This is a genomic window from Streptomyces sp. S063, assembly GCF_002832675.1.
In the GTDB taxonomy this organism is placed as follows: domain Bacteria; phylum Actinomycetota; class Actinomycetes; order Streptomycetales; family Streptomycetaceae; genus Streptomyces; species Streptomyces sindenensis.
In genome coordinates, this window is sequence record NZ_CP021707.1 from 568,337 (window position 1) to 582,589 (window position 14,253).

Sequence of the window (14,253 nt, forward strand, 5' to 3'; positions counted from 1 at the left end):
GCCTCAACAGGATCTCATACGAGCCCCGTTCACGGGGTCCGACAGCGGGCCCGTATAGGCTGTCTGCCTGCCCGTTTGCTGCCCGAGTGAGGAACTTTCCGGGACAGGAAAGGCGTGGGATGACAAAGCGAAAAGGCCTGTCGCGGCGAGAGGCCTCACCCGCCGCCTCGACGGGCTACGTTGGGCTCGCCCCCGAGGAGGAGTCAGCGCATGCCCCCCGAGCCCCCGCCCCCGGCACCGAGTCCGCGGCGGCAGCCACGGAGAAGTCCGGCACCACGCCCCCGCCGCCCGCCGCGGAGGAGGCCGGCCCCGTGTCCCGGCCGACCGCCGCCGCGGCCGAGGCGCGGGAGCCCCGGAGCGCGGCCGCCGCGACGACCGCTCCCGACACTCCCCAGGCCCCGGCCACAGCCACGCCCGAGGAATCCCCGACGGCCGCAACCGCCCCGTCCGCCCCCTCCTCCACCTCCACGGCCCGGACCGCGGGAGCCCCCGAGGCACGCACGGAGGCCATCGCCCTGGCAGCAGCCGTCGCGGCGAAGCCGGGCACCAAGACCCTCACCGCTGCCGACAGGGGCCGCCCCCGCGCACCGGTCCTGGCGGGGGCGGCGTTCGTCGGCGCCGCCCTGGTCGCGATACCCGTGCTGCTGATGGGCAGCGCGAACGACGAGGAGCCTCGTAACAGCGGTACGACACCGGTGGCCGGGAGCGCCGACACGGTCCTCAACCCCGAGTCGGCCCCGGCGGCTTTGGACGACTACGTGGCGGTGAAGCCCACGCCGTCCCCGACGGCACAGAAGCCGTCCCCGACGGAACAGAGGAGGACCACCGCTCCGAAGGCTGCTCCCGCACCCGTGGCGCCGTCACCGGCTCCCCGTACGACCGCCCCGGCCGAGAAGCCGAAGGCCTCGCCGAAGCCGAAGCCCAAGGCGGCCCCGAAGCCGGACTGGGGCACCCAGACGGTCTCCGCGACCAGCTCCATCGGGGTCGGCCAGTCCTGGGCCACCAACCGCATCCGCATGACGATGCAGCAGGACGGCAACCTCGTCGTCTACAACGAGCGGAACAAGCCGATCTGGGCCGCCATGACCTTCGGCGAGAACCACCGGGCGATCTTCCAGCCCGACGGCAACCTGGTCATCCACAACGGCGACGACCGAGCCATCTGGGCCTCCAAGACGCACGACTTCGGTGGCGCCCAGATGGTCCTGAGGCCCGACGCCAAGGTGGTCATCGTGCACCGCGGCAAGGTGGTCTGGTCGACGTGAGCGCTGCGTGAGCGCACGCCAGTCGGCGATCACGCAGCACCGGGGTTCCGCCCTGGTCGATGACCCGGTGGTCGTCGTGCCGGACTCAGTGACGCTCGGGCAGGTCACGCTCGGCACGCAGCGGTAGGTGGACAGCGGTGCCGGAGGGCTCCGCCGAGCGCGCGTTCGGGGCTGATGCCGGCCTCTTGCCGCAGAAGGCGGCCTCCAGGGTGTTGCCCAGCGCGGTGTTCGCGGCGCCGCGGTTGGAGGTGTTGGCCAGCGCCGAAAGGCTGCGTCGGCCGTCGCGGGTGGAGAAGGCGTAGGTGTAGTAGCCCTGGACGGTGCCGGTGTGCCCGTACACCCGGGTGCCGCAGGACAGGTCGTAGCGGCGCAGACCGAGGCCGTAGAACCGGGTGTCGGTGCCGTCCGTCGGCGTGACCGTCGTCATCGCCTCCAGCGTCGCCGGGGACAGCAGCCGACCGCGCATCAGGGCACTGGTGAAGGTGTTGAGGTCGGCGGGGCTGGAGATGACGGCGCCTGCGGACTGCGCCCAGGACGCGGTCTGCTCGGTGGAGTCGACGAGCGGCGCACCGGTCTCGTCGGGGTGCAGATAGCCACGCACGTGTGTGCCCTTGATGCGCGTGTCGGGATGGACGTAGGCAGTTTCGCGCAACCCCAGCGGCTTGATGATGCGCCGCTGGTAGGCGTCGGCCACCGGCCGGCCCGTCAGCTTCTCGATGAGCATGCCGACGACGGCGAAGTTGGCGTTCGAGTACGCGTACGCGGCGCCGGGCTCGGTGGTCCGGGGTTCGGCGAGCGAGAGGTCGACCAGCTCCTGGTAGCCGAACACCCGGTTGCGGACCGCCTCGAAGCCCGGCACGGTCTCTTCGAACATGGCGTTGGTGTAGTCGGCCAGGCCACTGCGGTGGGTGAGGAGGTGACGGACCGTGATCCGGTCGTCGGGCAGGAGCTCTTCGAGATACGTGTTGACGGACGCGTCCAGCGTCAGCCTCCCCTCTTCGACCAGTTGGAGCAACACGACGCTGGAGAAGGTCTTGCTGACGCTGCCGATCCGGAACCGCGCCCGGGTGTCCATGGCCGCGCCCGACTCCCGGTCGCGGACGCCAACCGCTCTCCCCTCAACCCCCTCCGGACCGGAGTAGCGGGCCATCGCCCCCGGCGCCCCGTTGGCCATCGCGGACTCGAGGGCGGCCACGATGCCGGCCATGTCGGGTGCGGGCGCCTGGGTCCGGATGGCGGTGGGGGCTGCGGAAGCACTGGTGGCGGGAGCCAGAAGGCCGGCGAGAGCGGCGGTCAAGGCTGCGCTCGCGGTCAGACGTCGGTGTGACAACAGGGACACGGTCATCCTCGGTTCTTCCGAAAGTGAAGGGGCACGGCGGCGTGACACACCCCCGTACGGGGACAGACAGGCACACCAGTCGTTCGCGCAAGCAGGGAGGAGTTGAGCTGGTCGGGGCAGGAGCCGGATCCGCGGGTCGAAGTACGGCTGTGCCGGCCGTCACTCCGGCCCATCGGTTCGCGCCCGGCTGCGGAACCCGGGGGGCGGGCCGGGACTCAGCGGTGCCGACGGGTCACCACCAGTCGACGCCGTTCTTGGCGGCGCAGCGGACGACGCCGTTGGTGGCGAGCGAACCGCAGACCCGGAACTGGTAGTCGGGGTCGGTACTGGTGCGCTTGAAGGGAGTCGTCAGGCTCTGACCGTGGCTCTGTACGGTGAACGGTCCGCACTGGAGCCAGGGGCGGATCGGCCATTCGGGCCTGCCTCCGTCGTCCCATCCGGCGGCACGCCAGTCCATCCACACCTTGTCCCCCGGTCGGGTGGGCCCGCTGATCTTCCCGAAGGCGATCTGCTGGCCCCCGTACACCCCCTTCTCCAAGGTGATGACGACCCCGCCGCCGAGGTCCAGGCTGCGAGGCTTGTCGGTGTCCCCGGAGGCGTTGTCCGGGTGGTCGCGGAAGCCCCGGGTGCCGCCCGTGCAGTCCGACGCGGCGGCCTGGGCCGGGGCGACGGGCCCGGCGACGGCCACGCCGGCCGCGAGGGCGCACACCGCGGTGAGTGAGGTGAGTACGGAGCGCAGCGAACGCATGGCGGAGATGTCCTTTCGGTGGTTTGGCGGTCGCGGCGTCAGCCGCGCCAGACCTTCCTGTACGTGACAGCGTCGTCGAGGTACGGGACCTGCCCGGTGAACGAGCCATGGCCGCGTGGGCCACTGGGGAACGACTCGGTACAGCCACCCATCACCTGGAAGGAGTCAGGTTGCTCCGTCCACCACGGGCTCCGCGAGAAGCCGTAGCCGTCCGCTCCGTTGCTCAGCCGCCCTCGCTCCGTGTCCCCTCTTCTCTCGTTCAGCCTGGGCGACGAAGCCGAGCCGTGCGGGGCTCCTTCAGCGGACGGTGAGGGCCCGGATCTCGGACGCGATCAGCTGGGGGTCCTCTTCGGCCATGAAGTGCCCGCAGGAGACGGTCTGGTGGCGGAGGTCGTCGGCCCAGGCGCTCCAGAGACCCTGGGCGTGGTAGCCGAGGGCGGCGCCCCAGTCCTGCTGGAGGACGGTGACGGGCATGGCCAGCTTGTTGCCGTTCTCCTTGTCGGCTCTGTCGTGGTCCACGTCCACCCCGGCCGAGGCCCGGTAGTCGGCGACGATCGAGGGGACGGCGTCCGCGGAGGCGGCGAGGTAGTGGGCGCGGACGTCGGCGGGGAGGGCGTCCGGATCCTTGGTCCAGGCATCGAGGAAGTAGCCGAAGAAGCTGTCCGCGGCACCCTGGATCATCTTCTCGGGCAGGCCGGGGGCCTGGGCCATCAGGTAGAGGTGGAAGCCGACGCGGGCGTCGACGCCGTGCAGCGCGTCCCACATGTCGAGGGTGGGCAGGACGTCGAGGAAGAGGGCCCGGGCGACGGCGTCCGGGTGGTCCATCGCGGCGCGGAAGGCGACCAGGGCGCCGCGGTCGTGGCCGGCCAGGGTGAAGCGGTCGTGGCCGAGGGCGGCGGCGAGGCGCACGACGTCTCGGGCCATGGTCCGCTTGGAGTAGACGTCGGGGCCGGTTTCGGCGGGCTTGCCACTGGCCCCGTAACCGCGCAGGTCGGGGCAGATCACGGTGTGGTCGGCGGCGAGGTCGGCGGCGACGTGCCGCCACATCAGGTGGGTCTGCGGGAAGCCGTGCAGCAGCATGACGGGGGTGCCGCTGCCGCCGACGGCGGCCTTCAGAAAGACGCCGTCGTCGACGGTCACGCGGTGCTCGGTGAATCCAGGCATGCTCGGGGTTGTCACGGTGGCTCCTGTGGTTCGTGGGAGAGTGGACGGCCCGGACCTGCGACCTCGTCGGTCCTGGCTGTCCGGGGACGTCACCCAGGTTGCGGGCCGCGGATCAGCGATCGATGAGCGCAAACGCTGCACGCTCCGGCGACGGCGCCGCCCCGTCCGCGAAAGGACCCTGCCGTGAGTGTGCAGTTCGGACTGCTGGGACCGGTCGTCGCCTGGGACCCCGACGGGGGCCTGCTGCCGCTGAGCGCGCCCCGGCACCGGGAAGTCCTCGGGCGGCTGCTGATCGCCCGGGGCCGGGTGGTCCCGGTCGGCCGGCTGGTGGCCGACCTGTGGGAGGACGAGCCCCCGGCGGGCGCGGTCGGCGCGGTCCGCACCTTCGTCGCGGCCCTGCGGCGTGCTCTGGAACCCGGGCGCCCGCCCCGGCAGCCGTCCCGTCTCCTGGTCACCGACGGCCCCGGATACGCCCTGCGCGCCGGCCGGGAGGCGGTCGACGCCTGGCGGTTCGAGAGCATCGCCGGCCACGCTGGCCAAGCGTCGCCGCGCGCCGCCGTCGCCCTCTGGGACAAGGCACTCGCCTGCTGGCGAGGGCCGGTGCTCGCCGATTTCCCCGCTGCCGCGTGGGCCGCCGCCGAGCGGGCGCGGTTGGAGGTGCTGCGCCTGGACGCGGTGGAGCGGCGTGCCGACGCCCTGTTGGCGACCGGCGCCGCCCGGGACGCCGTCGCGGACCTGCGGGCCCATGTGGCCGAGCACCCCGGCCGGGAAGACGGCTGGGTGCTGCTGGCCACGGCGCTGGACCGCGCCGGGCGGCGTGACGAGGCACTGCGGGCACTCGCCCGGGCCCGTGGCGCCCTGAACGGAGGCTCGGGCGCTCTGGCGCGGGCCGAGGCACGCATCCTCAGCCCAGCGGACCCCCGGCCGAACCGGCCGGAACGGCCGACGGCGTCTGGGACCGGGCGGCGGCCTCCTGGAACCGCTCGGTGCCCGCCCGGTCCCGGGCGCGGCTGCACGCCACCGCGGGCCTCCTGCGCGATCTCGCGGTAACCGGACCCGACGGACTGGAGGAGGCACATCGGCACCGGCGCGATCTGGTCTCGGCCGCGGAGACGACCGGCGACCCGGAACTGGCCGCCCGGATCATCGGCTCCTACGACGTCCCCGCGGTGTGGACCCGCGCCGACGACCCCGAAGGCGCCGGGGAACTCTCCCGGGCCGCGGCTCGGGCGGCCGCCCGGCTCGGCCCCGAAGGGCCGCCCGCCCTGCGCGCCCGGCTGCTGTCGGTCGTGGCGGTCGAGTCCCGGGGTGACGCCGCCGCCGACGTCCCGCTCCCCCGGGCCTCCGCCGCGCCCGCCACCGAAGCATGGCGGCTGCGCGCCGAACGCGCCGCCGCGGAGGCCGTCCGCACGGCCCGTCGCCTCGGCGACCCCGCTCTCCTGGCGTTCGCCCTCAACGGCGCCTTCATGCAGGGGTTCGCCGCCTGCGGGTCGGCCGCCCGCCGGGACGCCCTCGGCACCGAACTGACCCGCTTGGCCGTCGACCACCAGCTCCCCGGGCACGAGGTGCTCGGCCGCATCGTCCGCCTGCAGGCGCTCGCCGGACTCGGCCGCTTCACGGAAGCGGACGCCGAGGCCGAGGAGACCGACCAGCTCGCGGACCGCAACGAACGGCCGCTCGCCGGGGTCTTCACCGCCTGGTACCGGGCCTTGCGCCTCTGCGAGACGGGTGGCTGGCCGGCTGCCCGCCCCCGGTACACACGCGTCATGGCGGAGACCGCTGACTGCGGCATGCCCGGCCTCACCTCGGGAGCCGCTGCCCTCGTCGAGCTGATCCCCGTCATGCGAGGCGACGCCCTGCCCGATCCCGCCGACTTCGCCGACCTGGACCCGGGCCCGTACCGGCCGTGGCTCGCCCCCCTGCTCCTGGCCGCCTCCGGCGACACCGAGCGGGCCCGGCAAGCTCTCTCGACAGTCCCCCGGCCGCCGCACGATCTGCTCCAGGAAGCGCTGTGGTGCGTACTCGCCCGAGCCGCCGCGTCCGTGGGGCATCTGCCGGTACTGCGCCGCGCCCGGGACGAACTCGCCCCCGCCGAAGCCGAGTACGCCGGCGGGGGCAGCGGCCTGGTCTCCTTCGGCCCGGTCGCACGTCACCTGGCCGCTGCCGACGCGGCCATCGAGGCGCATGCCTCCGCCGCGGGGCGGTCCGCCGACGAGGAGTGAGCGGCCGACAGCGGGACGCTGTCGGCCGAAACCGTTCGTGCTGGGCTCGCGGGGCCGGGTCGAACCCGCCTGCCGCCGCCCGGTGCGATCACCGTCGGAAGGCGAGCCGTTCCCCGGCGCCTGCGGACCGGACACCTCCGTGCAACGCCATCACACCGGTGGACGTCCCGTGCGTCGTGAACATCCACCGTGACCATCGCCGACAGCCACCGCTGCTCCCGCCCGGTCCCGGTACCGGGACCGGGCGGGAGCAGCGGTGTACCTCACCGGACAGCCTCCGAAGGCGACGCACAACCCGAGGAGCGCCCGCGAGAACCGAGGGCGGTCGCTACCGTCGGGCGATCCTCAGGAACGTGACCGAGTTGGCGGGGAACGTGTATGTGAAGGTGTCCGAGATCCCGGTCAGGGTGGACCTGACGGGGGCGACGGGAGTGGCCGTCTCGCTGTTCTCGGCGGACGGCTCGGCCGAGAGGGTCGTCACCCGGCCCGGGAGGCCACTCGCGCCCCGCCCAGGTCGACCCTGGTGCGTGCTCCGGTCGCCTGGGCGTTCACGACCTTGACGATCAGGTCACCGGTCGCCGCGTCCCGGGTGACGACGTGACGGAACGGTTCGGCCACTTGGTCGTCGGTGAAGGCCCCCCACTCCTTGCCGTCCAGGTAGAGGGTCACCTGGCGTCCGCGGACCTTGACCTCGATGTCGTAGGCGCGTCCGGACTCGATGGTGCCGGGCTTGCTGATCAGTGTGGTCTTCGCCCCGTTGTCGGAGCGCTCGACTCCGTGCGCCGTGTTACCCCACCCTCCGAGGTTCCACCAGTAGTAGTTGCCGGTGTCCTTGACGCCGAAGGCGACCAGGAATCCTTCGGCGCCCGCCTGTTTGGTGGCCTTCACGCGCAGGTCGTAGTCGTGCCAGGCGCGGTCGCCCGCGGTGACCGTGGTGTTCTCGGCCGCGACGTCCGTCTGGACGTACTGCCCGTCCTGGACGGCCCAGTTGCCGGCACCGGTGTGGGTCCAGGCCGAGGCCGGTCCGGAGAAGTCGTCGGACAGGAGGGTCCTGCCGTCCGCGGCGGTCACCCGTACGTCGTCGTACGAGGCGGCTGTCGCCCACGTCGACAGGCCGACGGCCCCGGAGATCGGCCCGCTGACGGAGGGGGTGGAGGTGGCCTCCGAGGGAACGACCCGGCCACCCGCGTTGTTCATGAACAGCTTCTGGACCTCGTAGTTGGCCGACCCCCAGGAAGCACGGTTGTTGAACCAGATCAGGTTGGGGCGCCACTGCACGTAGTCCTCGTTGGCGAGGACAGGCGCGTAGGAGGCGAGTTTGACGATGTCCGCGTTGCGCTCCAGACCGGTCATGAACGCGGCCTCGGCGAGACCGTTGCCGAAGGTGTTGCCCTGGGAGGCGTACTCACCCAGGAAGACCTTGGGGCCGGAACGGTCGTAGGAGTCGTAACGCTGGTTGTTCTCCAGGAACCACCGCGGGCTGTTGTAGTAGTGCTCGTCGACCATGGCGACGCCGGCGTCGCGGTTGAGTTGCCAGAGGGTGTCGAAGGTCGCACCGGCCGCGGCCGGTCCGGAGTTGGAGACCACCGTGATCCCCGGGTACTTCGCCGCGATGGCCGCACGGAACTGCGTGAAGCGCTCGAAGAACTCCCGGGGCAGGTTCTCCTCGTTGCCGACCTGGACGTGCGTGAGTCCGAACGGCTCGGGGTGTCCCATGTCGGCGCGTTTGCGCCCCCAGGTGGATGTCACCGGCCCGTTGGCGAACTCGATGAGGTCCAGGGTGTCCTGGATGTGCCGCTTCAGCAGGGCGTCATCGACGACGGCCCGGTTCTGACCGCAGCCGGTGACCAGGGCGGGCACGACGGGCAGCGGCATCGCTCCCATGTCCTCGGCGAAGCGGAAGTACTCGTAGTAGCCGAGGCCATAGCTCTGGTTGTAGCCCCAGAAGTTGGCGTTGGTGGCACGCTGCTCGACCGGCCCTATGGTGTCCTTCCACTGGTAGGAACGGGCACGCTGCCAGCCGGACGCCTCGCTGTAGTCCTCCATCGAGCCGGTGTTGACGAGGCAGCCGCCCGGAAAGCGGAGGAAGCCGGGCTTCAGCGCGGCGAGCTTCTCCGCAAGGTCCTTGCGCAGGCCACCCGGCTGCTTCTTGTACGTGTCACGAGGGAAGAGGGACACTTCGTCCAGGGCGGTGGCGCCGGTCGAGGCTACGGCGAGCCGTCCGGCCGCGGTGGTGCGCGTCGCGGTGAACGTGGCGCGGTACTTCTTCCAGCCGCCCTTCACGGCCTTCTGCTGGGCCGTGGCCAGCACGCCGCCCGCGTCCTTGAGCGTGAGGGTGAGGGTGGTTCCGGCCTCGGCGCGGGCCCATACCGAGAAGTCGTACTTCGCCCCGCTCCTCAGCGACAGTCCGCTGTTGTAGCCGGAATTGGTCAGGGTCGTGCCTGCCGCCACCCGCGCGTAGTTGCGGTTGTTCGCGTGGAGACGGCCGTCGTCGTTCACGACCGTGGCGGAGCCGTCGACGTCCCAGGAGGTCAGCGAGGTGTAGGCCCGGTTGTCGGCGGTGGAGTACTCGAAGGACCTGTTCTGTACGAGTTCGGCGTACAGGCCTCCGTCGGCGGCCCGGTTGATGTCCTCCAGGAACAGCCCGTACATGGTGTCGTCGATCGCGGCCCCCTGCTTGCCCGGGTCCACGGTGATGGCGTAGTCGGTGACGGGCGCCTCGCCGTGCGCGGGGGCCGGCACCAGGGCGGTCGTGACCAGGACCGCGGCGGCCGTCAGGCCGAGCCTGAGACGTGGTCGGGTACTTCTGCGGGACATGGATCCTCCGAGTCGTGGCGCCGGAAGGCGCCGGTCTGGGCGGACAGAGGTGTCGTCGTGCGCCCGCGCCGCCGGTTCGGCCCGCGACGGCGGCCTCACCCCGGGTGACCGGGAGCAGGGCCGCACCGCCGGGAGCGGATGACCGGACGGGCTCGGGGCGGCCCTGTTGGCTCCGGCCGCCGTTCGGGGCTCGTACCACGCACGGGCCATCACCACTTCCAGAACAGGGCGTCCTTCGCGAGAAGGTCGACGCAACCGGCCGACGCGCACACCTCCGGGCAAGGGCGTCACACGACCACCCGCCGAGAATTGTGAGCGCTAACTCACCCTGAGCTCAAGACCCTTGCACGGCCCGCGAGGGCCGGGCGAGCGGGATTGCCCGGCGATCTGTTGGCACAAACGCCCCACTTGACCCGAAACCCGCCGCATACCGCGCCGGACTAAGGATCGAGCGGCGGACGAGAAACGAGCCCGCCCTCGCGCGCTCGACGCCGTGAGAGCCCTGGTGAGCCGCCCTTCGTCTTGTTATCGTTAACACACATGTGCGGGTATGCGGAGCCGAGTACGGTCAGTTGTTCGCCACGCCGCGCCCATACGGAGGCTCCGCCGTCCTCCGTCCCTGTCCGCGCGCGTTCGACAGACCTCTGATCCCCACCGCCGTCGGAACGTACCCGTCGACACCCCTCACCCCCTGCCGCCGTCTCCCCCTGTGGTCAAGGAGCTCCATGAACCCGTCCTCGCCCCCTTTCACCGGAGGCCCTCCGGTCTGTCGCCCCGACCCGGCAGCCGGGCAACGCTGGACCTTCGGCTTCGCCGGGGGACTCACGGCGGAAGTACACACCCACGGCGCCCGCATCCACGGACTGTGGGTGCCGGACCGGCACGGCCGTCCGGCCGATGTCGTCCTCGCGCCCGCGAACCGGGCGGGTCGACCGCCGCCCGGTACTTCGGAGCCACGGTGGGCCGCTACGCCAACCGCATCGCCCACGGCCGGTTCACCCTGGACGGCACGCCGTACCAGCTGACCACGCAGGAGAACGGCCATTCCCTGCACGGCGGAACCGACGGGTTCGACACCCGGATCTGGGAAGCCGAAAGCGTGCACACTCCGGAGCGGACCGGGGTACTCCTGCACCTCCGCAGCCCTGACGGCGATCAGGGCTTTCCGGGAAATCTGGACGTCACGGTCAGCTATCTCCTAGGCCGGAACGACGAACTCACTCTCACCTACGCGGCGGTCACCGACGCCGCCACGCCGGTCAATCTCACCAACCACGCCTACTTCAACCTCGAAGGCGAGGGCGCCGGTGACATCTACGATCACGAGCTGGCCGTCGACGCCTCCCACTACACACCCGTCGACGGGGATCTCCTTCCGTGCGGGGAGCATCTCCCCGTCTCCGGTACCGCGTTCGACCTCCGCAGCCCTCTCAGGCTCTCCGAGGCGCTGGCCCGCTCCGAGCATCGGCCCACGGCAGCGGGCGGGGGGTACGACCACAACTTCGTACTGACCCCGGACGGCGACGGCACGCTGCGCCGTGCGGCCGTCCTCCGCGCGCCGGCCACGGGCCGGTGCATGGAGGTGTTCACCACCGAGCCCGGCCTGCAGGTCTACACGGGCGGACAGTTCGACGGAACCGTCGTCGGCAAGAGCGGAACGCCCTACCGGGCGGGGGCCGGAATCGCGTTGGAGACCCAGCACTTCCCGGACTCCCCGAACCGCCCCGGCGACCCGTCCACGGTGCTCCGGCCCGGCGACGAGTACCGCTCGACGACGGTCCTGCGTTTCGGCATCCGCGGCTGACCGCCCGGGGACGTGCCGAGGTGGCTGTGCCCGCCGGTGACAGAACCGGCGGGCACAGCCACCTCGGGGGTGGTATCAGACGCCCGCTCTGCGCCTGTTCCACACGTCGAACCCGACCGCCGCGAGCAGCACGAGGCCCTTGATGACCTGCTGCCAGTCGGTACCCACCCCGACCAGGTTCATCCCGTTGTTGAGCACGCCGAGGACCAGGCCGCCGATGATGGCGCCGGTCACGGTCCCCACGCCACCGCTCATCGAGGCCCCGCCGATGAACGCGGCGGCGATGGCCTCCAGTTCGAAGTTCACTCCCGCCTTGGGCGAGGCCGCGTTGAAGCGGGCCGCGAACACGAGGCCGGCGAGCGCCGCGAGCATTCCCATGTTGAGGAACACCGCGAAGGTCACCTTCTTGTCCTTGACCCCGGACAGCTTCGCGGCGGGCAGATTGCCGCCCACTGCGTACACGTGGCGGCCGATGACCGCGTTGCGCATCACGTAGCCGAAGCCGACGAGCAGCACGGCCAGGATCAGGAGCACGACGGGAGCGCCCTTGTAGCTGGCGAGCAACAGGGTCGTGACCAGTACGGCGGCGACCAATGCCGTCACCTTCAGCGCGAAGAGGCTGGTGGGGAGCGATTCCAGCGCGAACTCCCGTTGGCGCCGACGGTCTCGCACCTCCTGGAACACGACGAAGGCGATCAGCCCCAGGCCGAGGAGGAGGGTCAGATTGTGGTAGTTGGTCTGCGGCCCCGCTTCCGGCAGGAAACCGTTGGCGATCTTCTGCAGTCCCTCCGGAACGGGCCGAGTGTCTGGCCCTGGAGGAAGATCTCCGTGAGCCCTCGGAACAGAAGCATGCCGGCGAGCGTCACGATGAACGACGGTATGCCCACGTACGCGATGAAGAACCCTTGGACGGCACCCGCGACGGCCCCCAGCAGGAGGGCGAGGATCACCGCGACGGGCCAGGAGAGCTGGTGCTCGACCATGAGCACGGCTCCCACGCCACCCACCAGGGCCATCAGTGAGCCTACGGACAGGTCGATGTGCCCGGAGATGATGACCATCATCATGCCAATGGCCAGGATGAGGATGTAGCTGTTCTGCAGCACCAGGTTGGAAACGTTGCGCGGCAGCAGGAGGTCTCCTCCCGTCCAGACCTGGAACAGGAGCACGATCAGTCCGAGCGCGAGGAGCATCCCGTACTGGCGCATGTTCCGCCGGACGCCGTCCAGAAGCGCACGAGCCACCTGTGCCCCGCCGGGCCGGACGACGCCGTCCCCCTGAGGCGGCGGAGCGGTCGACTTCGTGGTGGCGGGGGTGCTCATTCCTGATGTCCTTCGTTGGGGGTGGCGGTGCGTGCGCCGACTGCGGACGGCGCGGGAACGTCCTGCGTCATGTGCCGCATCAGCACTTCCTGGGTGGCGTCCTCGCGGGTGACTTCGCCGGTCAACCGGCCGGCGGCCATGGTGTAGACCCGGTCGCACATGCCCAGCAGTTCGGGCAGTTCGGAGGAGATGAGGAGAATGGCCTTCCCCTCGGCGGCGAGTCGGTCGATCACGGTGTAGATCTCGAACTTGGCCCCCACGTCGACTCCGCGGGTGGGCTCGTCGAGGATGAGTACATCGGGCCCGGCGAGGATCCACTTGCTGAGAACGACCTTCTGCTGGTTGCCGCCGGAAAGCCGGCCGACCGGTTCGAGGACGTTCGGAGCCTTGATGCCCATGGTCCGCCGGTACCGTTCGGCGACTCTGCGCTCCTCGTGGGCGTCCACGACGCCCCTGCGCGCGAGCGTGCGGAGGGACGCGAGCGAGATGTTCCGGCTCACGGAGTCCTCCAGGTTGAGGCCGTAGTGCTTGCGGTCCTCGGTGACGTACGCGATGCCGTGGGCGACCGCTTCGGGAACCGTGCGGGTGCGCACCTCCCGGCCGTCCTTGAGGACGGTCCCCTGCTGGTAGCGGCCGTAGGAGCGGCCGAAGACGCTCATCGCGAGTTCCGTGCGGCCGGCGCCCATGAGCCCCGCGACGCCGACGATCTCGCCGCGGCGGACCTGGAGCGAGACCCCGTCGACGACCTTGCGGCTGTGGTCCAGGGGGTGGCGTACGGTCCAGTCCCGGATCTCCAGGACCGGGTCGGCGTCGGCCGGGCCCTGGTACGGGGTGCGGTCGGGGAAGCGGCTGTCCAGGCTCCGCCCCACCATGCCTCGGATGATGCGGTCCTCGGTGGTGGCCGGGTCCCTGACGTCCAGGGTCTCGATGGAGCGTCCGTCACGCAGGATGGTGACGGAGTCGGCGATCTGCGCGATCTCGTTGAGCTTGTGCGAGATGATGATGGAGGTGATGCCCTGGTCTTTCAGTTCCCTCATCAGCCGCAGCAGTTTCGCGCTGTCCTCGTCGTTGAGGGCTGCGGTGGGCTCGTCGAGGATCAGCAACCGGACGTCCTTCGCCAGCGCCTTCGCGATCTCAACGAGTTGCTGCTTGCCCACGCCGATGTCGGCCACCCGGGTCTCGGGGTGTTCGTCGAGACCCACGCGCCGCAGCAGCGCGGCGGCACGCTTCAGTACTTCGCGCCAGTCGATGATGCCTCGTCGCGACGGCTCGTTGCCGAGGAAGATGTTCTCGGCGATGGACAAGTAGGGAACGAGTGCGAGCTCCTGATGAATGATGACGATGCCGTGCCGCTCACTGGCCCTGATGTCCTTGAAGCGGCACGGTTCGCCCTCGAAGAGGACCTCGCCCTCGTAGCTCCCGTGCGGATGCACGCCGGAGAGGACCTTCATCAGCGTCGACTTCCCGGCGCCGTTCTCTCCGCACAGAGCGTGAACCTCACCCCGCTCCACGGACAGGGTCACTTCCGACAGCGCCCTGACCCCGGGAAAGGTCTTGACGATGGCCCGCATC

Annotated in this window: 6 protein-coding genes and 3 pseudogenes; 3 read left to right on the forward strand and 6 right to left on the reverse strand. The window is 71.0% G+C overall.

The features are described 5' to 3' along the window. Nucleotides 1-311 precede the first annotated feature (311 nt). A complete protein-coding gene (locus CCZ36_RS02565) occupies nt 312-1,265 on the forward strand; it encodes a mannose-binding protein (RefSeq protein WP_237302584.1) in 954 nt (317 codons plus the stop codon). A gap of 85 nt (nt 1,266-1,350) precedes the next feature. Here the strand turns inward: CCZ36_RS02565 and CCZ36_RS02570 are convergent, their stop codons facing one another. The 3 genes from CCZ36_RS02570 to CCZ36_RS02580 form a co-directional block, all read right to left on the reverse strand. Beyond that, complete coding sequence (locus tag CCZ36_RS02570) at nt 1,351-2,610, reverse strand: serine hydrolase domain-containing protein (protein ID WP_128816949.1); 1,260 nt, start codon at nt 2,608-2,610, stop codon at nt 1,351-1,353. Nucleotides 2,611-2,836: 226 nt separating this feature from the next. Continuing rightward, nucleotides 2,837-3,352 carry a hypothetical protein gene (locus CCZ36_RS02575; protein WP_128816950.1) on the reverse strand — a complete coding sequence of 172 codons (516 nt, stop codon included), beginning with the start codon at nt 3,350-3,352 and terminating at the stop codon, nt 2,837-2,839. 297 nt (nt 3,353-3,649) lie between these two features. Beyond that, complete coding sequence (locus CCZ36_RS02580) at nt 3,650-4,516, reverse strand: alpha/beta hydrolase (RefSeq protein ID WP_069738614.1); 867 nt, start codon at nt 4,514-4,516, stop codon at nt 3,650-3,652. Between the two features lie 183 nt (nt 4,517-4,699). On the opposite strand from CCZ36_RS02580, the pseudogene CCZ36_RS02585 reads away from it, so the two are divergent. Further along, nucleotides 4,700-6,738, forward strand: a pseudogene (locus tag CCZ36_RS02585) (BTAD domain-containing putative transcriptional regulator). 328 nt (nt 6,739-7,066) lie between these two features. On the opposite strand, the pseudogene CCZ36_RS02590 reads toward CCZ36_RS02585, so the two are convergent. Continuing rightward, nucleotides 7,067-9,555, reverse strand: a pseudogene (locus tag CCZ36_RS02590) (alpha-L-arabinofuranosidase C-terminal domain-containing protein). 958 nt (nt 9,556-10,513) lie between these two features. On the opposite strand from CCZ36_RS02590, the gene CCZ36_RS02595 reads away from it, so the two are divergent. After that, on the forward strand, nt 10,514-11,359 hold the full coding sequence (locus CCZ36_RS02595) for an aldose epimerase family protein (protein ID WP_237302585.1): 846 nt from the start codon (nt 10,514-10,516) through the stop codon (nt 11,357-11,359). Between the two features lie 75 nt (nt 11,360-11,434). Here the strand turns inward: CCZ36_RS02595 and mmsB are convergent. Beyond that, nucleotides 11,435-12,681, reverse strand: a pseudogene (mmsB, locus tag CCZ36_RS02600) (multiple monosaccharide ABC transporter permease). Further along, nucleotides 12,678-14,252, reverse strand: coding sequence for a multiple monosaccharide ABC transporter ATP-binding protein (mmsA, locus tag CCZ36_RS02605; RefSeq protein WP_164873600.1), 1,575 nt, complete (start codon nt 14,250-14,252; stop codon nt 12,678-12,680). The pseudogene mmsB and the gene mmsA overlap by 4 nt, the downstream one beginning before the upstream one ends. Nucleotide 14,253 lies beyond the last annotated feature (1 nt).

Coding starts and splice junctions, on each gene's coding strand:
- CCZ36_RS02570 (WP_128816949.1), bottom strand. CDS start 2,610: ATGACCGTGTCCCTGTTGTCACACCGACGTCTGACCGCGAGCGCAGCC.
- CCZ36_RS02575 (WP_128816950.1), bottom strand. CDS start 3,352: ATGCGTTCGCTGCGCTCCGTACTCACCTCACTCACCGCGGTGTGCGCC.
- CCZ36_RS02580 (WP_069738614.1), bottom strand. CDS start 4,516: ATGCCTGGATTCACCGAGCACCGCGTGACCGTCGACGACGGCGTCTTT.
- mmsA (WP_164873600.1), bottom strand. CDS start 14,252: ATGCGGGCCATCGTCAAGACCTTTCCCGGGGTCAGGGCGCTGTCGGAA.